General features: G+C 53.1%; 13 protein-coding genes and 1 pseudogene. 10 read left to right on the plus strand and 4 right to left on the minus strand.

Features of this window, described 5'->3' with window-relative positions; translation table 11 throughout:
* Positions 1-130: 130 nt before the first annotated feature.
* A complete protein-coding gene (locus ACLBVC_RS13465) occupies positions 131-1,612 on the minus strand; it encodes a SulP family inorganic anion transporter (protein WP_410150026.1) in 1,482 nt (493 codons plus the stop codon).
* Between the two features lie 230 nt (positions 1,613-1,842).
* Here ACLBVC_RS13465 and ychF point away from each other — a divergent pair, with 230 nt between their 5' ends.
* Entirely contained in the window at positions 1,843-2,934 is a 1,092-nt protein-coding gene (gene ychF, locus ACLBVC_RS13470; RefSeq protein ID WP_101079643.1) for a redox-regulated ATPase YchF, read from the plus strand.
* Positions 2,935-3,063: 129 nt separating this feature from the next.
* Here the strand turns inward: ychF and ACLBVC_RS13475 are convergent.
* The 3 genes and pseudogenes from ACLBVC_RS13475 to ACLBVC_RS13485 all read right to left on the minus strand — a co-directional run.
* A pseudogene (locus ACLBVC_RS13475) lies at positions 3,064-3,219 on the minus strand (IS3 family transposase); the annotation flags it as partial.
* Between the two features lie 38 nt (positions 3,220-3,257).
* Positions 3,258-4,481, minus strand: a complete 1,224-nt coding sequence (locus ACLBVC_RS13480) for a hypothetical protein (RefSeq protein ID WP_410150027.1) — start codon at positions 4,479-4,481, stop codon at positions 3,258-3,260.
* A gap of 401 nt (positions 4,482-4,882) precedes the next feature.
* Positions 4,883-6,364, minus strand: coding sequence for an aminotransferase-like domain-containing protein (locus ACLBVC_RS13485; RefSeq protein ID WP_410150028.1), 1,482 nt, complete (start codon positions 6,362-6,364; stop codon positions 4,883-4,885).
* Between the two features lie 95 nt (positions 6,365-6,459).
* Here ACLBVC_RS13485 and ACLBVC_RS13490 point away from each other — a divergent pair, with 95 nt between their 5' ends.
* The 9 genes from ACLBVC_RS13490 to tssF all read left to right on the plus strand — a co-directional run bounded on the left by ACLBVC_RS13490 (position 6,460) and on the right by tssF (position 20,680).
* A complete protein-coding gene (locus tag ACLBVC_RS13490) occupies positions 6,460-7,227 on the plus strand; it encodes an arylamine N-acetyltransferase family protein (protein ID WP_410150029.1) in 768 nt (255 codons plus the stop codon).
* Between the two features lie 422 nt (positions 7,228-7,649).
* Entirely contained in the window at positions 7,650-10,157 is a 2,508-nt protein-coding gene (locus tag ACLBVC_RS13495; RefSeq protein ID WP_410150030.1) for a type VI secretion system Vgr family protein, read from the plus strand.
* Complete coding sequence (locus ACLBVC_RS13500; protein WP_410150031.1) at positions 10,158-12,356, plus strand: T6SS effector phospholipase Tle3 domain-containing protein; 2,199 nt, start codon at positions 10,158-10,160, stop codon at positions 12,354-12,356.
* A 10-nt stretch (positions 12,357-12,366) separates the two neighbouring features.
* Positions 12,367-13,044 (plus strand): T6SS immunity protein Tli3 family protein, encoded by a 678-nt coding sequence (locus ACLBVC_RS13505; RefSeq protein ID WP_410150032.1) that lies wholly within the window; start codon positions 12,367-12,369, stop codon positions 13,042-13,044.
* 325 nt (positions 13,045-13,369) lie between these two features.
* Complete coding sequence (locus ACLBVC_RS13510) at positions 13,370-13,627, plus strand: PAAR domain-containing protein (protein WP_410150033.1); 258 nt, start codon at positions 13,370-13,372, stop codon at positions 13,625-13,627.
* Positions 13,624-15,036 carry a hypothetical protein gene (locus tag ACLBVC_RS13515; RefSeq protein WP_410150034.1) on the plus strand — a complete coding sequence of 471 codons (1,413 nt, stop codon included), beginning with the start codon at positions 13,624-13,626 and terminating at the stop codon, positions 15,034-15,036. The genes ACLBVC_RS13510 and ACLBVC_RS13515 overlap by 4 nt, the downstream gene beginning before the upstream one ends.
* Positions 15,029-18,385: an ImcF-related family protein gene (locus ACLBVC_RS13520; protein WP_410150035.1), complete on the plus strand. Its 3,357-nt coding sequence runs from the start codon at positions 15,029-15,031 to the stop codon at positions 18,383-18,385. Before ACLBVC_RS13515 ends, ACLBVC_RS13520 begins: the two co-directional genes overlap by 8 nt.
* Entirely contained in the window at positions 18,372-18,905 is a 534-nt protein-coding gene (gene tssJ / locus ACLBVC_RS13525) for a type VI secretion system lipoprotein TssJ (protein ID WP_410150036.1), read from the plus strand. The genes ACLBVC_RS13520 and tssJ overlap by 14 nt, the downstream gene beginning before the upstream one ends.
* Positions 18,905-20,680: a type VI secretion system baseplate subunit TssF gene (gene tssF / locus ACLBVC_RS13530; protein ID WP_410150037.1), complete on the plus strand. Its 1,776-nt coding sequence runs from the start codon at positions 18,905-18,907 to the stop codon at positions 20,678-20,680. Before tssJ ends, tssF begins: the two co-directional genes overlap by 1 nt.
* Positions 20,681-20,688 lie beyond the last annotated feature (8 nt).

Genomic DNA, 20,688 nt, shown 5'->3' on the forward strand with positions numbered 1-20,688 from the left:
ATGAATTTAGCCGCTTTTTTGCCACTAAATGTAAGCGATTATCTTACGGCGCGCTGGCAGCCAGGCGCAGCTGCTGTCGGCGGTTTGGCGTCAAAAAAAGGTGCCGTTTTTAAGGGGCACCTGTTGGATGTCAGAGATTATCTTCCGCGACATAATACTGCGGGTCATCCAGTTCGTGGCTACAAAAAGGCCCCGCTTTTTTCAGCAGGCTTACGCAGTCGTTGCTCAGATGGCGAAGGCGTATCGTCTTTCCGGCATCCAGATACCGCGCAGTCAGCTTATCAATCGCCTCTACACCGCTCGAATCCATTACCCGCGTCCCGGCAAAATCCAGCACCACGTTTTGCGTATCATTTTGCGGTTCAAACAGTTCTGAAAACGACGCCGCTGAACCAAAGAACAACGGCCCTTCCAGCTTATACACCGTCAGCGCGCCCTTGGTTTTCTTCTCGCGGATACGGATCCGCGCCTGCTGCCAGGCAAAAACCAGCGCCGAAATAATCACACCGCTGATCACCGCAACCGCCAGATCGGTGAAAATGGTAATGACGGTGACAATCAGCATCACCAGTGCATCGGCTTTCGGCATCCGCCGCAAGCGGCGCAAAGAACTCCATTCGAACGTGTTGTAGCAGACCACCAGCATAATCCCGGCCAGCGCCGCGACCGGCAGCAGCCCGATGTAACCGGACAAACTCACCACAAACAGAATCAGCAAAATCGCGCCAACCGTGCCGGAAATCCGCCCGCGCCCGCCCGACGTAAAGTTAATGATTGATTGCCCGATCATCGCGCAACCGGCGAAACAGCCGAACAGACCGCAAATCGTATTACCCGCACCCTGCGCGATGCTTTCACGATTACCGTTGCCTTTATGGCCGCCCATTTCATCGAGCACCGTCATGGTCAGCAGCGATTCAATCAGCCCGACCAGCGCAATCACCACCGCATAAGGCAGCACCACTTTCAGCATTTCGAGGCTGAACGGCACGACCGGTAAGCTGAAATGCGGCAATGCACCGGAGATATTCGCCAGATCCCCGACCCGCAGCGTGTGCAGGTTAAACCCCATTGCCACGGCGGAAACCACAATCAGCGCCGCCAGCGAAGACGGAATGATTTTGGTCAGTTTCGGGAACAGCACGACGACCAGGATCGCCAGCAGCACCAGCCCGTACATCAGCGGCCCCTGACCGGCAATCATGTGAAGCTGCGCCAGCATAATGACAATCGCCAGCCCGTTCACAAAACCGTGTACCGCTGGCAGCGGCACCAGCCGGATAAACTTACCGAGCCGGAACACGCCAATCAGAATCTGAATCACACCGGCAAAAATCGTCGCCCACAGCACATACCCCATGCCGTGCTGCGCCGCCAGGCTCATCAGCACCACCACGATAGAACCCGCCGCGCCCGACACCATGCCCGGTTTGCCGCCAAACAGCGCGGTCACCAGGCCGATAATAAAAGCGGTGTGTAAACCGACAATCGGCGACAGCCCCGCCACCAGCGAGAACCCGACAGCCTCCGGGATCATCGACACCGCCACAACAAATCCGGCCAACGTTTCGTTCTTCACTTCCGACAACTTCAGACCACGCAGGCTAAACATAAGACATCCGGTTTACTTCCAGTCAGTTAAAAAATTGTGACAAGTATCTAAAAATGACCGGAACGAGGCAAGGTTTAATCAATGCGGTCAATGATGTAGCGGCTGTTCATTGCGATCACAACCGGATCGAGAAAAATGCCGTTCTCGTGTATAATGCGGGGAATTATGGTCATTACATCGCGCAATTACGTTTAATTGCTTGATAATTAAGATATTAAGGTGAGAAAAACATGGGATTCAAATGCGGTATCGTCGGCCTGCCGAACGTCGGTAAATCCACTCTGTTCAATGCGCTGACCAAAGCGGGTATCGAAGCAGCAAACTTCCCGTTCTGCACCATTGAACCTAACACCGGCGTCGTGCCAATGCCCGATCCGCGTCTTGACCAACTGGCCGAGATCGTCAAACCACAGCGTATCCTGCCGACTACCATGGAATTCGTGGACATCGCCGGTCTGGTAAAAGGCGCGTCCAAAGGTGAAGGCCTGGGCAACCAGTTCCTGACCAACATCCGTGAAACCGAAGCGATTGGCCACGTTGTCCGTTGTTTCGAAAACGACAACATCATCCACGTTAACAACAAAGTGGATCCGGCTGACGACATCGATGTCATCAATACCGAACTGGCATTGTCTGACTTGGATACCTGCGAACGCGCCATTCACCGCGTACAGAAACGTGCCAAAGGCGGCGACAAAGATGCCAAAGCTGAGCTGGCTGCGCTGGAAAAATGTCTGCCACAGCTCGAAAACGCAGGCATGCTGCGTGCGCTGGATCTGACCGAAGAAGACAAAGCGGCCATCCGCTACCTGAGTTTCCTGACCCTGAAACCGACCATGTACATCGCCAACGTTAACGAAGACGGTTTTGAAAACAATCCGTACCTCGACGTTGTGCGTAAAATCGCCGATGCCGAAGGTTCTGTTGTGGTTGCCGTTTGCGCCGCGGTTGAATCTGACATCGCCGAACTGGACGACGCTGACCGTGAAGAGTTCATGGCTGAGTTAGGCATTGAAGAGCCCGGCCTGAACCGCGTGATCCGCGCCGGTTACGAACTGCTGAACCTGCAAACTTACTTCACCGCAGGCGTGAAAGAAGTTCGCGCATGGACCATCCCTGTCGGTGCGACTGCGCCACAAGCCGCAGGTAAAATCCACACCGACTTCGAGAAAGGTTTCATCCGTGCACAAACCATCGCGTTCGAAGACTTCATCACCTACAAAGGTGAGCAAGGCGCGAAAGAAGCCGGCAAAATGCGTTCAGAAGGCAAAGAGTACATCGTCAAAGACGGCGACGTGATGAACTTCCTCTTCAACGTCTGATTGTTTTTGATGTCCCGGGGAATCTGTCTGAGACGGATGAAAGACCTAAAACCCATGCGAAAGCATGGGTTTTTCTTTTCATAGCGCCTCAGATGGTTTCGTGGAGGCGTCGTTAACAAAGAGATCTACCTTTTTCAGGATATCCCGTTCTTCCTCAGTACGTTTAAACTGCGCTTTCAGCCTGAGGATCTCCGTTCTTGCATCCAGTAAATCTTGAACCTGATGCCCGCTGTTATCAGATTTTATTGAACGCCGCCATTTATAAAGACTGAGTGCTGAACCCCAAAATCGCGAAAAACGCTCCGTAGCACTGAACCTGGTTCTCAATCAATCGCCAGCTCAATCATCTCGAAGACTTTTTTCGCACCGGCGTTGGATTGCGTCAGCGTGATTTTTTGTTTTTTTCCCTCTTTTAACCAGAGCGTGATTTGTTTATTCAACGCACCTGAAAAAGTGACTTTCTCAATATTACTGAACCGTGTGAAAAATTTCTCTTCATCCTCAAACATTCCCGGTAAACAATAGATAGCCTCATCGGTTAACACTACGCCACGGTCGCCTTTTCCCATCAGCGTTTCATCAAAGTAAACAAGGACATCCTCTTTCTTAAGAGGCGGCAATGTTCCTGCTGCGGCAACAGCCTGAATAAAATTAGCGATTTTTTTATCATTCAGTCCGTCGTAACGATAAAAGTGATGATCTTTATGCGTCGCGTAGCGCTGTTCTTTTTCATGATTTAATCGTTTGGCGGGCGGTTCAGCAGCAGGCGTGCTTAATTCAGCCAGTGAACCGGTTAACGATGCGCCTACGGCCCCGCTTCCCGGAACGATCGTGGAGCTGACAACCGTTTGGGTAACGTTTCGTGTATAGTCAGCAACGATCGTTCCTCGCGCAGTGGTATATCCGCTCACCGATTGGGGAAGTTTCGCGGTTGTTTTTACTAAGCTCGTCTGGAATGCAGCACGTAGCGAGGCGACAATAGACGCAAACAACAGCACAATCATCGGTACAGATAGCAGCATAACGGAGAAGAGAAACAGACTGTGTTTTGGCGTATCCGAACGATCACTAATACGCACAGTACAACCCACTGCCGCAATAAAATAGACAATTCCACATCCTATTGTCAGCCACATATTGCTGTTATCGTAATGATCAAGCTGATAAATGACAGGAATAAATAGGCTGGCGTACAGCGCAGCGCTCAGCAAAGCGTCCGGCAGCAAATTTTGAATGCTCTCAAATGCCCTGGCACTATTGTAGAGAATCCAGCATATGAGGATTATCCAGCCAATAACGGGGATTGCAGCGGCGATCGCCATTAAAATAACGCTGAATACGATCCCGCCCAGAATACCTGCAAGATGCCCTTCCGATGCCAGATAGTAAATAAAAAATAGAAGTGCAAAACCAATCATCCCAGGAACAATAAGAAAAATAGCTTCCGGTATGAAAAACACACCAGCCCAAACCGCTAACAGCAGCAAAAAGCAGAGGCCAGGTCCAGCATTCTGCGCTTTCACCGTTACATCCGTATAATTGGTCATACCGTCGTTTATCCTATCGTTTACTCAAATATATACGCTATTGATATCGTTATTTTACTTAACTGTCTGACGCAGTAACTCTCCGCAGAGGATTACCTTCCAGGCCAATAATCCTTGAATTATCCTTGCAGGACCCCCTGAAAATTTCTGTCGTAAATGTTGTCTCAAACCGTTGCATGCAGTCGTAAGGACGAGATTCATACCCGACTCACTTAACGTGAGCATTCGAAAAATATCCATCATCGCTACCCTGTTTCAATCATCAAGGTGTGAACCGGCGCATCTGGAAATAATGAACCACCAAGTATTACTTATCAAAGCATTAAACAAAAGATCACAACTCAATCTCTGATTCGTTTTTGATGTCTCGGGGCGTCTCAGATTATTTTGTGGAGGCACAGTCAAAAATCGTCAACAGATAAAGAACCTGGCATTGGCGTGCATTTGTCATTGTCGCTCCCGGCCAGTTCGTGACAAAGCGCACCGATCTTTTCAACGGCATTGAGCAGATTGTGCGAGGGTTCGTTCGCACAATTTAACCTCAGGAAATTCTCTAATTCCGCACCGGGAGAAAACAGTGAACCGGGGCAGACACCAATGCCCAGCGCCAGCGCGCGACGATACACCGTCCATGCCTTGACCTGAGGCGGAAGTTCAACCCATAACAAGAAACCGGCTGCTGGTACGGCAACACGCGTGCCCGGTGGAAAACTGGCTTCGACCCGGGCGATGACGGCTTTTACACCTTCTGAAACACGGTGCTTCAGACGCCGCAGATGACGCTCGTAGTCCCCGCTGCCCAGCATCTCGCTCGCAGCGGCTTCCAGCAGCGGCGAACCAGCCCAATCCCCGGCCATGCGCGCCTGCAATACCTGTGTGTGGTAGCGTCCTGCCGCAATCCAACCTATCCGCCAGCCTGGAGCAAGGGTTTTGGACAATGAACTGCAATAAATCACATTTCCGATCTGGTCGAACGCCTTGCAGGCCGGAGCACGTTGCCCCTCACCGGCCAGATCACCGTACACATCGTCCTCTATTAGAGGGATACCTGCACGTTCAATTAGCGCAACAAGTTCCTGTTTGCGCGTGACGGACATACTGGCACCGAGCGGATTTTGCACCGTCGGCGAAGCCAGAACGGCAGCGGGATGGTGGCGCTCAATAGCGTCGGCCAGGGGGGCCAGTAACAAACCTTCTGCGGGATCTGTAGGTATTTGCAATGCCTTCAGGCCTAAATCCTCCAGCAGCAGGAGTGTGCCAAAGTAGGCGGGCTGCTCAATCGCCACAATATCACCCGGCTGACACACCGCCCGGAGAGCCAGGCGCAGCGCCTGCGTCGCGCCCGTCGTGATGACCAGGTCATCTGCACCAAAACGGGCACCCCACTGTGCAGCACGCAGGGCGATATTTCTGCGCAGATCTGCACGCCCCGGCGGCAGGCTGTAGCTCTGCCCGCGAGCTTCAAGGCGACGGCTCACCGTCTGCAGCGCCCGCTGTAGTGTCTCTGCTGGCAGCCATGCGGGATCGGGCAGCGCGGCCCCAAGTGGTACCAGACGCGCTTCTGAACGACTGAATATTGAACGGGCTACGGCTGACATCGTCACCGGAACCGGGCCAGGTAAATGCGGGGAATGCGGTCTGCCCTGAAGTATTTTAATCTGGCAGACAAAGTAGCCCGAGCGCGGACGCGCAACAATCAGCCCCTCAGCCTCGAGGCAGCGGAGTGCTTCCAGTGCCGTTGGGAGGCTGACTTGCTCGCGTTCGGCCAGTTTACGCGCTGAGATCATCCTGTCACCGGTTCGCAATGCACCGGACTCAAGGGTCAGGCGCAGCATTTCAGCAATCCGGCGGTAATGTGGGGAGGACAGTGGTGGGACGGACATTGCGATCTGTGCAGGCTGATTTTCGATAAATCTGACTATACAGACAATGATGTTCTCCATCTACAGTGTCTGACCTGATCAGATAAGGAGGCATTATGCATAGCGATAACTTCGACCTTTCTACATATTTCCGTCGTATCCACTATACCGGACAGGCGGCCGCCGATGCCGCCACGCTGCACGCACTCATGCGTCAACAGCTCTTTTCGGTGCCCTTCGAGAATCTGGATGTTCAGGCTGGTAAAGGGGTCTCACTGGTACCCGAAGACATAGCCGACAAACTGCTGCAACGCGGCCGGGGCGGATACTGTTATGAGGTCAACGGACTCTTTGCCATGGCGCTGGCGGCTTTAGGTATCCCCTACCGTTTCGTTGCGGCGCGTCCGATGTTTTACCCTGCGCGCCGTCCGAAAACGCATATGGCCATAATTGCTGAAGTCGATGGCCGTCAGTGGCTCTGCGACCTGGGGTTCGGCAGCTACGGTATTCGCGCGCCGGTGGCCTTAGACATGACAGATACTGACATCGTGCAGGATTTTGACACTTTCCGACTGACCCGTGACGCGAATAACGCGTACCTGCTACAGGCGAAGGTAGAAGGCGAATGGGCCAGTCAATACGGGTTTGACCTCTCTCCCCAGGAGTGGATTGACTTCGCCCCGGCCAACTACCTCAACTCCACTCACCCTGATGCTATCTTTGTGCAGAAGTTACTGGTCGTGCAGCATGGCTCCGGAGGACGCCTGATTTTGCTGGGTGATATACTCAAAACGGTCACCGCGGAGGGCGTCAAAACGCAGCAACTGACGAAAGACGAAATTGCCGGTGTACTGAAAAACCAATTTGCTCTGCCTGTACCGTAATAAATCGGGATGAAGGACGGATCCTCAGCACAACACAAACTTAACGGCTGATTCGTTTTTGATGTCTTCATGACGTTTTAAGCAACGTCATGAAGACTGACGAGCCTGATAACATCCATATCATTGCGTGCATTTTAACGTCTTAACATCCGGACTGCGACTTATCTTATTAATTTAAAAGGAAATTCCTAGCAGCCTTTTAAACCCTCATGATTTACATTCAGAAATACTTAATTTCTGTAAAAGTACGCATTCCCGATTTTTCTCTCTTTTGTAAGCCTGGCTTCTGAGTAAACTCATTAATTATAAATTTGACTTAAGTTCAGATCATCTTAAGTAACCTCACCGCGGACGGTGGCGGGATAACGGAATAATTCACAGGGAGTAACCGGTTTACGGCCTGTGATAAAGGGATTTCAACGATGAGCATTCAGGAATACATTCTTGCGGGCAGTAAATTCCCGATCCACAACCATTACCAGTTAAGACTGACACGCCTCGAATCCCGGCAGCCGGGCGTTGATATTTCGGTGCTCAAGTTCAGCGGCACCGAGGCCATCAGCGATATCCTGCGCTATGAAATCGAGTTCACCAGCGCGGTGAAAGACATCCCCGCGCAGCACATCATCAACTACTCCGCCCTGTTCCTGATGTATCCCGACGGCAAGCCGTGGGAACCGGTTAAACCGCGCACTATTCCCGGCGTCATTACTCAGTTTCGCCAGTGCAGCACGTCTGCCGACGAAACCCGTTACGTCGCCACGCTGGAGCATCGCCTCACCCGCCTGGATCAGGGCACGAACAACGCGATTTACCAGAATGACAGCGTCATCAGCATGACCGAAAATACCTTCCTGCGGTACAACATGGACCGGCTGGACTTCCGGTTTGCGCTGCATGACCAGTACCCGCTGAAAAAATTCATGATGCAGTTCGGTGAAAGCGAATATGCGCACATTGCGCGACGTCTGGCTGACAGCGGCATCTCGTACTTCTTTGAATACGATGAAGAAAATAACTGCGATGTGATGGTGCTGGCCGACCATGCTTACGCCTGGCCTGAGAGTATTGCTATTCCGTTCCGCAACCCGACCGGCATGTTCGACGGCGGGCTGGAATCGGTCTGGGAGATGTCGGTCAGCCGCAAATCCATTCCCAAGTCAGTGACGGTTAACGACGATTATTACCCGGCGGCGCAAAGCGATATGACCGCCACAACCGCCACCAATCCGGATTATCCGGCGCTGGTCGCCGAAGATTACCGCTGGGGCGAGTATTATCCGGAGACCGGCAAGGAATACAGCAACGAACCCGGTCAGGGCATGTGGTACGCCAGACGCCGTCAGGAGCGCTATCTCACCGAGCAAATCACGTTTGAGGGCAAATCCAACTGCATGACGCTGCGCCCCGGCATGGTCATCACCACGCCGGGCAAGGACTGGCCGGAAGCGCCGGACGGTTTGCTGATTGTTTCCACCGAGTCTCAAAACGTCGCCCGCGACACGGCGTATTTCGTCACCTTCACCGCCGTTCCGCGTAATACCCAGCATCCGTACCGCCCTGCTCTTTTGCCGTGGCCGACCGTCACCGGCACGTTACCCGCCCGAATTTCCAGCGCCCATCCCGATGAGCCTTACGCCCACATCAACGCCGACGGTTTGTACCGCGCCCAGTTTGGCTTCGACCGCACCGAATGGCAGAAGGGTTTTGAAAGCTGCTGGCTGCGTCTGGCAAAACCCTATTCCGGCGACACTTACGGCTTCCATATGCCCTTGCTGGATTCCACCGGCGTGGCGATTGCGTTTGAGAACGGCGACGTGGACCGGCCTTACATCGCTTACGCGCTGCATAATTCACGCCATCCGGACCATGTGGCGCTGCCGAATTATAAGCGGAACGTGATACGCACGCCTTCTGGAAATAAGATCAGACTTGAAGATCAGCGCGGCAAAGAACATATCAAAATCAGCACGGTACATTCCGGAAAAAGCCAGCTCAGCCTCGGGCACCTGGTGGACAGTGCCAGAAAGCAGCGCGGAGAAGGCGCTGAACTGCGTACCGATGCACATGTTGCCGTTCGCGGGGGAAAAGGCATTTTGCTTTCCACCGAGCCTAAAAACAGCGCTCAGGGACAACAGCTGGATATGGACGCCGCCATTGCCCAGCTTGAAAAGGCGCTGGCGCTGGCCAAAACCCTGAAAAGTACCGCCGATATCGCTCAGGCATCTCCGGCAGAAACCACCGAACAGGAACAACTCACCACCGACCTGACGAAGCTGGTTCAGCCCGGCGTCGTCGTTTACGGCGACGCCGGCATTGCGCATGCGACGCCGAAAACGATTCAACAAACCGCCGGTAAAAATCTGGTCGCCACCGCAGGTCAGGATGCCAGTTTCAGCGTCTTCCGCCGCTTCTCTGTAGCCGCCGGTGAACTGTTCTCCGTCTTCGTGAATAAGCTGGGCATTAAACTTATCGCGGCGGCAGGAAAGGTGCAGCTTCAGGCGCAGAAAGCCCAGATGGAACTGACCTCCTTTGAGGACATGCAAATCACCAGCACCAATGGCCGCATCGTGCTGAATGCCAAGAAAGAGCTGTTGCTGATGTGTGGCGGTGCCGGGATCCGCATTAAAGATGGTGTAATCGAAGAACTGGCTCCGACGCGTATTACCCAAAAATCACCGGAATTGATTTACCAGGATGGCGACAGCGTCAGCCAGGCTATGCCATCGTTCAAAGAAGGGGATTTTGGGTTGAAATACAAACTTCACAGTAAAGGCAACCCTGACTGGGTGTTAGCCGAACAAAAATTCAGGATTCGGAAGTCTGATGGCTCAATACAAGAGGGGGTTACCGACAGTAACGGAGAATCACCTTTGTTGAAAATGAATGAGCTGGAAAAACTAGTCATTGAGCTGATCAAGGATGAATAAATGAGCAACGATAATAATGGTGCTATACGCTCCTGCGGGATCATTTCAGAAGATGACACCGGCAGGCCAATTGACTCAGGGGCAATGCTGACTCAGACCTGCGAAGTGCACCCAGCATTGCCATGTATTGTTATATTGGTCCACGGCGTTAACGATGTCGGAGAGGCCTACCAAAATCAGGACATTGGTCTTTGCATGGGGCTAAATAATCGTCTCAATCGTACAGATTTACATCCACACAGCTGGATAGAAAAACATTTTCAGATAGCGGATATCGATGGAAATATCACCACTAAAACCTGTGACGTGAAGCATCAAACTTGTATTGATGGCCTCAATCGTTCACCCGTGATCCCATTCTATTGGGGATATAAGCCGGTAGATAAAGCGAGTTGGGAGGCAGATCAGAAAGCTTACCGGCAGGACTTAAACAAGCTGCACAATGAAGCCAATATTCCCTATAACACTTATAGGGAGAACGATCCAAAGCGTATCGCACAATTTAATGACGAAAACATTGATAATTTTGGCAATTGGTTAGATAGCACGGCAGCGAAAGGGGGTGGCACTTTTGCCAATGCAACGACTAACATTCCCGACATGTTTGGTCCAGGTGCCAGCGGTGCTGCTCTAGAACTCATCGGTCAGTTATCCCGCCCAGAACTAAACGACGGAGACTGGAGCCATCCTATCTATGACAACCCTCATCGTATTTATCAGGCCTATGCTGCGCGGCGCTTAGCGGATTTGATTTTGGAGATTCGTAATAATGATGCTACGAAAAATGATGCAATTAATATCGTGGCACATAGTCAGGGTACCATTATTACTATGCTGGCAAATATGTGGGTTAAAGATGCAGGTAAGCCCCCTGCTGACTGCGTCATTCTAAACCACTCCCCGTATTCGCTGGAGAACCGCTGGCTCGAAAATACTTCACCGGGGAACCAGCAAACGGATAACGCCAGACAGAAAACTCTCGCTCACTTTTGCAAACTCATGAGCACTAACCCTTTGTATAATGGTGGAAAACCCCACGATAGTGCTTACCAGAAAGAACTGACAAAAAAAATGTGCCTGCCACCGGTTTCCCAGTGGGGAAACCCTTTGTTCTCACGGAACAACTTCGGTTTGGTATACAACTACTTTTGCCCCAATGACGGTGTAGTTTCTATGCTTCCTATTCAGGGCTTCGGCTGGAGTGGTGTCCGTGACACTATTCGCAAATCACTGGGCGATAATTTCCGTCAGCGGGCATTCTGTAAAGGTTTCATCATTGGCGATCGAACTGACCTGCATTTTTTGTTCCCTCGGGGTGATAAAGACGCTCCTTCAGTAGGGATAACTAATGCCGGATATAATTTTTATGACGTAACTATCAATGCACCTCTGTTACCTGAGCCTTTCGAATTCTCCCTGATGGGGCAAGATAACCCCGCACGTCACAAAGATGACCCAGCAGTTCCTGCTGAACGGTATCACGCCGTTTTGGATGGCAATGATCCACACCTTGCCGCATCGGCTATGGCAGCCCAGGAGTTTCTTGCAATGCCAATCCCCCAGCCTAAAACACCGACATTTTACAACTTACGCCCCGGTGATCCGCTTACATCTGAGCAACTGGATGAAATAAGCAAAATCTATAATATCCGGGCCATGTCGGGTGAAAAAATTGACTGGCAGGGGCAGTCGCAAGAAATGATGGCAAAGTCGGGCCAGGATCTGCTGATTAAACGCCAGATGACCAAAGGAGAGTTACAGGAAAGGCTTAATAGCAGCAAAAACATTATTACCTACAGTCAGCACTCCTCAATTGTAGCGAGCAAGGACGTACCCAACAAAGCGATGGCTTTTGATTTAGCTATCGGGCGCTGCAATGCCTTTGAGATAAAGAACGGTGATTTTTGGCGTGATTTATTGTTGCGGGCAGATTGGCGACAGGAACGAAATCCCGAATCTAAAATTAAAGAATATTATCAGTATGGGAAGTTACCAAAAGAAATCAAAGAGCTTATGAATAAACCCGAACGGACCGGAGGTATTCCCAAAGGAGAAAATGGAGTTATTAATGAATTTGGGGGGCTAAAAGAAACAGTTCGCCCGCGCAGTCGGGTAGAAATCGAAATGGGCATCGTACCTAGATCGACTCTCAAAAGTGATCCTGTATTGCAATGGGATATGCCTAAGTCATTGATTTAAGGAGAAAAGAATGTTAGTCGCTAGAAAAATTTCATTTGTACTTAGTTGTTTTATATTAATGGCTTGCGATCAGCAAACGGACAACGCTATTCACGCACCAGCCCAAGTCGTCTATCGTTTCGACGATCATCGCTATTTAGAATTAGAAGGATTCAACTGCGAGGGGGCTTTATGGTTTGTCGATCAGAAAATGAAGATTCGGACAGAGGTTGTTGAGAAAAATAATCCTATTTTCAGGATATCATTTTTCAAATACATCCATCCTTCTCAAAAGTACATTTCTATTCCCTGGGATGATTTATCTGGATTCCTTATCTCAAAGGATTACGGACGTACATTTGAAGGGGCAAGATTTTCTCCAGGTGGGGGAGCCGTATCAGGAGGAGCCTCAGGCCCCGAAAAGAATGACATAGAATCCTTCACAGTCGTCAATGACCAAGCTTTCATTTTCACCAAAAAGCAGGAACTCTATCTCAGCTCAAAACCTTTTGGTGAACGTTGGGGTGAAGACTATGCATCTCTCAGGGCGATAGAAGATCAACGACATGGCTACAAAATGACATTCTCGGAAGCTAAAAACTTTCAGGGTCTTCCGCATCAAGTACCGGAAATCAAAAACTATACCGGTTGGGATCATATGCACTGTGACCCTGATTTAGGCTTGCCCTCAGTTAAGGCGAAGAAATAAGTATGGAAACGACTAATGATTTAAAAATGAGTCTTCATAACATTAAACGTCGGCAGACTTGGGCCTATATTTTTTCACTTTATCCATGGTTATTAATATTATTTTCTTACATCATAATTAGCCTGCCGGGCTGCAGATGGATGATGCCAATTTTTGCATTACTCCTCTACTTCGGATTCTTTGTTGTTTCCGGGATTAATTTTGTTATATCGGCTATTTTTCATTTTTTATACAATTTTAATTTTTCTCAAAGTGTACTCTATTTTTTTGGCATTAATTCAATTTCCATATTCTGGCTACATTTCATATTTCATTAAGGGAAACAATGAAAGGACTCATCCGCTTAGGTGATCCCCATAATCACGGGGGGACCGTCATCACAGCGTCCGGTGCGGTTTTTGCGGGAAAACCTGTCATGCTGGTCGGCGATAAAGTCAGCTGTTCCCAACACGGTACGGTTCCTGTTAATCAGGGACACCCTACCTGGAAAATGAGAGGCAAAGCTGTCATTGTCGATGGCTGCACAGCGCAATGTGGTTGCGTGCTACGCACGACGCTCACTAATGCAGGAGCTCAAGGATGAACTGGCTTTTACCTTTTATGCCTCGCAAAGAGTTAGCAAAACTTCCTATGTGGTGGTGTTGGCCTCTGATGTTGTTTATCTCAATTGCCCTTGCTGCGCTTGTATTATTTTTCACCTGGCCAGTGCAGCGTGGTTTTGCCAACAGCCGGTTCTGGATATATTTGCTGGTAATTCCTTTCTTACTGGCATTCGCATTTGGCGCTTTTATATTGAGTGCATCCTTGCAGGCACGCAGGGCTGTGTTATTTCGCCATCTGTATACGGATAACAAACAGGCTCAGTGGCACCATTGGGCGCACCGATCTTTAAAATTAACCGGTTGGAACCTGTTGACGCCAGAGCCCGATCTGGCGGTGCGGATTTTAGGGTTTGAAGGCGTTATTCCCCAGGCACCGGCGAAACCTACTTCGTTAATAGAAAATCAAAAGGATAAGCTCAGCGCTTCGCCATTGGCTGACATCATCACTCAAACATTGACGACTCTGTCGGAGCAATTGAGAAAACTACAGGGGGTTCAGGTCTGGCTATTCACCGGCGAGGCTGAAAATACCTCCCGCATCGCACTCATACAGGCCTGGAAAATTGCGCTGAACAAGCAACTTCCCCCGGATCAAATTCACTATCTCGAGCAATCGCCGGATGACCGGCGATTGACTGATTGGACCAATGAAACCCTGTCAAAACCGCATTTACTTTTATGCTGTCAGCTTTTAAAGGCTGAGTCCCAGGCAAGCGAATATAGCGTAGCCTTGCTCTTTCAGCCTCATTCCGCCACGCATCTGAACAGTTTGAAACTTAAACCGGTGTACGTATTCCGCCCCCAAAGAAGTCCATTGACTGAGTTTGAGCATAATGCAGCGCACTTTTTGGGCGCTGGTCAAACTGAGAGCGCCCGGTTGCGTCATTTATGGGATAACGGATTAGAACGTCGGGAACATAGCAAATTGATCTCGTTACTCGATGAACGTGCGATCGCGGTACCTCCAAATAATGTGCACATTCTACCTCAGTTACTGGGGCCTTTGGCTCCCTCCGGTTTTTGGTTAACGGTATGTCTGGCAGCCGCAGGATGCGATCTCGGCCAGCGCGGCCAGCTGGTTGCGGCACAGTCCGATGAATCCATCAGCCTGGTTCAGCTCAGCACTCAACCCGCCGCACCGGTTGACGCTCCGCGTGACAACATTTCTCGCTATCCGCTGGCCTATCTCGGCGGCATTTTTGCCGTCATGCTGGCCCTGATATTGCTGCCGTCTGAACGCGATACGCAAATAGCCATGCTGCCCTGGCTGGGCGGCGGACTGTTGATTGTCGCGGCGTTACTGAGTTTTTCTGTTCCGCTGGCGTTGCGCTTATGGCGTAAACAGCTGGACGTGGAATGGCACCTGCTGGAACAAAACCGTCATGACTAAAAGCCTTCATTTTTTGCTGGTAATGATGCTCGCCCTCGCCCTGAGTCTTCTCTGGCTGAATACCGGTGATGACCCCCTCGCACAAAGCGCCGCGTGGTGGGGAACCGGGGTCATATTGCTAGGCTATTTCCTGCTGGCCCGTTACGCCTTCTCTATTGAGTTGCTTGATTTTAACCGCCCGCCAGAAAAGCAGGACGACGCCCGCATTTCGGCGTTTGACACCCTGCGCTTTACCCTGCGCCACCGCCATGGCTGGAACTGGAAGCACAAACAACCCTGGCTGCTGATCACCGGTGAAACGGGAGTAGTTGAAAAAATCATCCCGGGACTGACACAGGCGCGCTGGCTCGAAAGCCAGAACGCGGTTCTTATCTGGTGCGGTGAGCCGGAAGCTCTGGATTTTTCTGCTGTGGCGCAGTTGCGTGAGATGCGCGGTCGCCGGGCGTTCAATGCCGTGCTGTGGGTAACGGACGTGACGACTGCACAAGACACGCTCTGGGCGTCGAAAGTCCCGGCGGGTCAGCCAACGCCGGATAACAGTGACGCCGTCTACCGGCAGTTTATTGAACTTGGCCGCGTCCTCAGCTGGCGTCCGCCGGTGTTTGCCGTGTGTCTGAATGAGCCGCAGTGGGAGCAGGATGATCGCCCCGTGCAAAGCATCGGTTGCCACTGGACGGCGGGAACACCGGTATCTCTCGACGACAAAATCAATCAGCTTGCCGCTGCACTGATACCACAGGGTATGGCGCAGCTTAGCGAAAACCCGCGCTGGGCCTGGCTGCTGCAGCTCTCAGGGGATATAAAACATCACACCGGCGCGCTGCTTAAACAGCGGTTGCAGCCGTGGCTCGGTGAACATCAGCGCGTACTGCCGGCGGGATTGTTCTTTATGCCCCCGGCTCCCGAACCCGCAGCGGTTTACCAAAGCCCCCACGCCTGTTATTTATCCCCCGCGTGGGACGGCGTGATTGCGCAGAGCCAGTTACAACGTGGTCGCCGCGACCATCTGACCCCCGGCGACAAGCTGGTGATCGGCACACTGACGCTGGCCGGGCTGTGGGTGCTCGGCATGGGGGTTTCTGCTTACAACAACCGCAATCTGATCGCCGACAGCCGTGCGCTGCTTCAGGCAGAAAAATCTCCGGCATCGATGTCCGAAAAACTGACACGCAGCGTGGCGTTGCAGGACAATATTGACCGCCTGCTGTGGTGGCAGCAAAACGGGTCGCCGTGGGCGCACCGCTTCGGCCTCGATCAGCGAGATGGCGTGCTTAACGCGCTGTGGCCCGCTTATACGCAACAAAGTCAGGCCTTGCTGATAACGCCGGTAGCGGAAGCACTGAAAGCCCGGCTTCAGGCCTTTGTGTCCCTGCCGCCGGGTTCCGCCGAACGCCGTCAGGCCGGAAAACTCGCCTATCAGCAACTGAAAGCCTATCTGATGCTGCTGCACCCGGAACACGCCGATCCTGCCTTCATGCAACCGGTGCTGGCCCCCTTATGGGCGGCGCCCGACGGCATTTCGCCTGGCGAATGGCTGACCCGTTCGGATAAACTGCTGGGTTTTTATCTGCAGCAGCTTCCGCTGCATTCTCAGTGGAAACTGCCTGCCGATGACGCGCTGGTCGTCAACGTGCGCACCATTCTGCGCAGCCAGAAAGGCATCAGTAACAGTGAGAACGCGCTGTACAAGCAGGTTTTGCTGTCCGTTTCGCCGCACTATGCCGACGTCACGCTCGACAGCCTGCTCGGGGATGCGGCGGGCAGTCAGTTGTTTTCCACCGAAGAAACTCTGCCCGGCATGTTTACCCGCGAAGCCTGGGAACGTGAGGTCAGCGATGCTATCGATAAAGCGGCGTCCGCCCGCCACGTGACCTCCGACTGGGTGCTGGACGACAAAGGCGAACAACAACTGCTGACCAAAGAACAGCTGCAGTATCGCCTGACAGGGCGCTATTTTGCCGACTACACCAACGCCTGGCTTAATTTTCTCAACGGAATCCGCTGGAACAGCAGTGATTCGCTGAGCACTTCGCTCGACCAGTTGACCCAGCTCGCCGATGCCCGCCAGTCGCCGCTGCTGGCACTGGGCCGTACCCTGCGTTATCAGTCCGCCGCCGGTCAGAACCGAGAGGCTATGGGTGACTCACTGCTGAAATCCGCGCAAAACCTGGTATCCAATAATACCGCCGGTGAGGGGTTAAACGGCGGGCGCAATGACCCGACCCGCGTCCTGAGTGAGACCTTTGCCCCGCTGCTGGACGTGCTGCCGCCGGAAAAACCGGTCGCCGGAGAGGCGCTGGTGGTGCCCAACACCGCCGGTGTTTCGCTGAGTAATTACCTGCTGCAGGTCTCGCAAACGCGGCTGCAATTACTGCAGGTGGCTAACGCCTCCGATCCGCAGGCGATGGCACAAAGTCTGGTGAAATCCGCTTTCACGCGCGGCGACACCACGCTGTCCCAGGGGCGTCACTACGCACAGCTTCTGGCCGCCAGCCTGGGTGGGGAATGGAGCAGTTTCGCCGATGCTGTTTTTGTTCAGCCACTCGAACAAGCGTGGAACGGCGTTATGTCACCGGCGCAGCAGGGGTTGAACAGCGCCTGGCAGGCACAGGTGCAAACCCCGTGGCAGACTGAATTCACCGGGCGTTACCCGTTTGATAACACCAAAAATGATGCGGCCTTCGGGCAGCTGGCTCACTACCTGACGCCGGATACCGGTCTTATCGATCAGTTTATTACGCAGCAGTTGAACGGTGTGCTGGAAAAACAGGGGGACAGTTGGGTACCCAATCCACTGAACACACAGGGGATGGTCATTAATCCGGATTTCCTCATCGCGGTGAATCAGCTGAGCCAGCTCGGCCGCCGTTTCTTCCCGCAGGGACAGGCCGGTGTGGCCTTTGAGCTGCAAATCCGTCCGACCCGCAACGTCGTGGAGACCGACCTGCAGATAGACGACGCCACCCTGAAGTACTTTAACCAGATGCCAGGCTGGCAGACGATCCGCTGGCCGGACGCCGCCAGCGAGCATCCGCAGGTGGCCCTAAGTTTTTCGCCCGTCGCGGCATCCGGGCAAAATGCCGAGGCTTTCCGAACCTATTTTCAGGCAGACGGCAGCTGGGCCTGGCTGCGTTTGCTTGACAAAGCACAGGTTGAGCAGCTCGACAGCAGCCGGTATCGCCTGACCTGGCAAACAGACACCAAAGAAACGCTGAGCGTAGTGTTACGCACCCAAAGCGGCGGCGGGCCGCTGGAGCTTCTGGCCCTGCGGCGCTTCAAATTACCCGCACAAATATTCATGACCGACACGAAACAGGCTGAGGACACCACACGCAATGACGCCCCGTAACTTTCCGCGAATGACACGCGCCGCCGTGTTGCTTTTGCTGCCCTTACTGTTAAGCAGCTGTGGCCTGTCGCAGCGTGTGGGCAACGGTGCCTCTGCGGTCGCCGGGGCCGTGTTTTACCGCAAAATTGACACCCTGCACCTGAAGCTGGTATCACGCGCTGCACTCAACAACAACGAAGGCGGTGAAGCGCTGCCGACGGTGGTCCGGGTTTACCAGTTAAAAGACCGCAAAACGTTCGATGCCGCCCGCTATGCCACATTGCTTAAACAGGACAATACCGCGCTGGCCGCTGACCTGCTCGACCGTCAGGTTGTTCAGGTGATGCCGGGTGCAGAAGCCCCGGTTGCCGTGCCGATGCAGGAGGGTGCGCAATACGTGGCCGTCGTTGCCCTGTTTATGGCACCGGATATCGCAAATAATACCTGGCGTGTTGTGCTGGAGCGTCGCGACCTCGATGACAGCAAAGACCGGATCATTGAACTTAACGACAACCGGTTACAGCTCAGGAAAAGTGAGTAATGGAAGACAATTTCTTAAAATATTTTGACGGCGAAATGCGCTACCTGAAGGACGCCGGGCTGGAGTTTGCGAAAGAATTCCCGGAGCTGGGCCGTGCACTGGGTCTGGACGGCAGTCCGGTTCCGCGTGATGAATCGGTCGAGCGGTTGTTTCAGGGCTTTTCGCTGATGATGGCCAAACTGCGGCAGAAGATTGATGATGACATTCCGGAACTGACCGAGCCGCTGCTTTCGCATCTTCTGCCCGTGATTAACCGCACCCTGCCCTCCACCGCCATCGTCGAACTGACGCCTGCTGCGCCGGCACTTCATGTGCGCGAAGAGGTGTTACCGGCTGAAAGCGAACTGTTCACCCAGCCGCTGGGCAATGACCGCCAGCGCTGCGCCTATCGCACGACCCGCGCCCTGAAAGTGCATCCGTTTGCGCTCGATCATGTTTCGCTCTATACCCTGCATGAAGGACAACAGGCGTTGCGGCTGCGCTTTACCCTGCCCATACTGACGGAAATTCGCCCTGCCGACTGGCAGAATATCAGTCTGTACCTGAACGGCGACCGCGTGCTGCAACCGGCGCTGTATCTGGCCCTTAGCCGCCAGGTAAAACAGGTCAACGTGCGGTTCTGGCAAAACTCGACCGAACTGATGCCGGTGGACGCGCAGTTTATTCCGCGCTGGCAAGCGGAAAGCGATGTGTCGCTGTGGCCGGAGAGCGACAGCCCGGCGCTGTGCGGCGAAGTGCGCCCGTGGCTGGAATATTTCACCTCACCCGAACGCTATTTCTTTATGCAACTGCGCGGGCTGGAAACCCTGAGCTTTCCGCCGGACACCACTTCATTTGATATCGAGGTGACGCTCAGCGAACGCTGGCCGTACGATTTGGCCGTGCCGCCGGACGCCATCCGCATGCACTGCGTGCCGGTCATCAATCTGTTCCGCCTGCTGGCGCAGCCCCTGACCGTGACCACGGCGGTCAGCGATTACCGTCTGCGACCGCACCGGCTCAGCGACGGTCATACCGAGATTTACGCGGTAAACGACGTGGCGGAAGTCACCGACGACAATACCGAATTCAGCTATGTGCCTTACAGCCACTTCCGTCAGAAAGGCGGGATGCTGAAATATGAGAAGTCCTGGCCCGACCGCTATTATCACACGCGCATGTACCGCGGCACGTCCGGGCTGAACGACACCCTTCTGATGCTCGGTGGCCGGACGCATGCTGAACAGAACGGCCTGAAAATGCGCCTGAATATGACCTGTACTAACGGCGCGTATCCGCGCATGGCGTTACAGGAAAGCGTTTTTGATGGCGAGATGTCGCTCGGCAATCTCGCGCTGAAATGTGCGACCCGCACCCGCCCGTCCATGCCGCATTACCCGCCAACCGCCGAACTTTATCAATGGCAGGTGCTGTCATTACTGCATCCGCAGGCCATCGCCGGTCTGATGGAAACCGATACCCTGCGCCACGCGCTGACGCTGTTGGACTGGACGCATGATCCGGATAACGCCCGCCGCATTGCGGGCATTACGCACGTTGAATACACGCCGTCCCATTATCCGGCCGAAGGCTGGCACGGCGTGGCGATCCGCGTGACGCTGGATGAACATCAGTTCTCCGGACAAGGCGACGCGCGGCTGTTTTGTGAGGTTCTGGAGCAGTTTTACACTCAGTACGCCGATATTCGCCGCTTCACGCAACTGACGGTGACGCTCAGTCAGTCCGGCACAACGTGGGCCTGGCCGGAACGGCGTTTAACACGGATTTTATTCTGATGACCAGG

This window comes from Rahnella selenatireducens (genome assembly GCF_046449555.1).
GTDB classification, from domain to species: Bacteria; Pseudomonadota; Gammaproteobacteria; order Enterobacterales; family Enterobacteriaceae; genus Rahnella; species Rahnella selenatireducens.

What these genes read in the sequence shown, in the direction of transcription:
- ACLBVC_RS13465 (WP_410150026.1), bottom strand. Translation starts at nt 1,612, where the DNA reads ATGTTTAGCCTGCGTGGTCTGAAGTTGTCGGAAGTGAAGAACGAAACG.
- ychF (WP_101079643.1), top strand. Translation starts at nt 1,843, where the DNA reads ATGGGATTCAAATGCGGTATCGTCGGCCTGCCGAACGTCGGTAAATCC.
- ACLBVC_RS13480 (WP_410150027.1), bottom strand. Translation starts at nt 4,481, where the DNA reads ATGACCAATTATACGGATGTAACGGTGAAAGCGCAGAATGCTGGACCT.
- ACLBVC_RS13485 (WP_410150028.1), bottom strand. Translation starts at nt 6,364, where the DNA reads ATGTCCGTCCCACCACTGTCCTCCCCACATTACCGCCGGATTGCTGAA.
- ACLBVC_RS13490 (WP_410150029.1), top strand. Translation starts at nt 6,460, where the DNA reads ATGCATAGCGATAACTTCGACCTTTCTACATATTTCCGTCGTATCCAC.
- ACLBVC_RS13495 (WP_410150030.1), top strand. Translation starts at nt 7,650, where the DNA reads ATGAGCATTCAGGAATACATTCTTGCGGGCAGTAAATTCCCGATCCAC.
- ACLBVC_RS13500 (WP_410150031.1), top strand. Translation starts at nt 10,158, where the DNA reads ATGAGCAACGATAATAATGGTGCTATACGCTCCTGCGGGATCATTTCA.
- ACLBVC_RS13505 (WP_410150032.1), top strand. Translation starts at nt 12,367, where the DNA reads ATGTTAGTCGCTAGAAAAATTTCATTTGTACTTAGTTGTTTTATATTA.
- ACLBVC_RS13510 (WP_410150033.1), top strand. Translation starts at nt 13,370, where the DNA reads ATGAAAGGACTCATCCGCTTAGGTGATCCCCATAATCACGGGGGGACC.
- ACLBVC_RS13515 (WP_410150034.1), top strand. Translation starts at nt 13,624, where the DNA reads ATGAACTGGCTTTTACCTTTTATGCCTCGCAAAGAGTTAGCAAAACTT.
- ACLBVC_RS13520 (WP_410150035.1), top strand. Translation starts at nt 15,029, where the DNA reads ATGACTAAAAGCCTTCATTTTTTGCTGGTAATGATGCTCGCCCTCGCC.
- tssJ (WP_410150036.1), top strand. Translation starts at nt 18,372, where the DNA reads ATGACGCCCCGTAACTTTCCGCGAATGACACGCGCCGCCGTGTTGCTT.
- tssF (WP_410150037.1), top strand. Translation starts at nt 18,905, where the DNA reads ATGGAAGACAATTTCTTAAAATATTTTGACGGCGAAATGCGCTACCTG.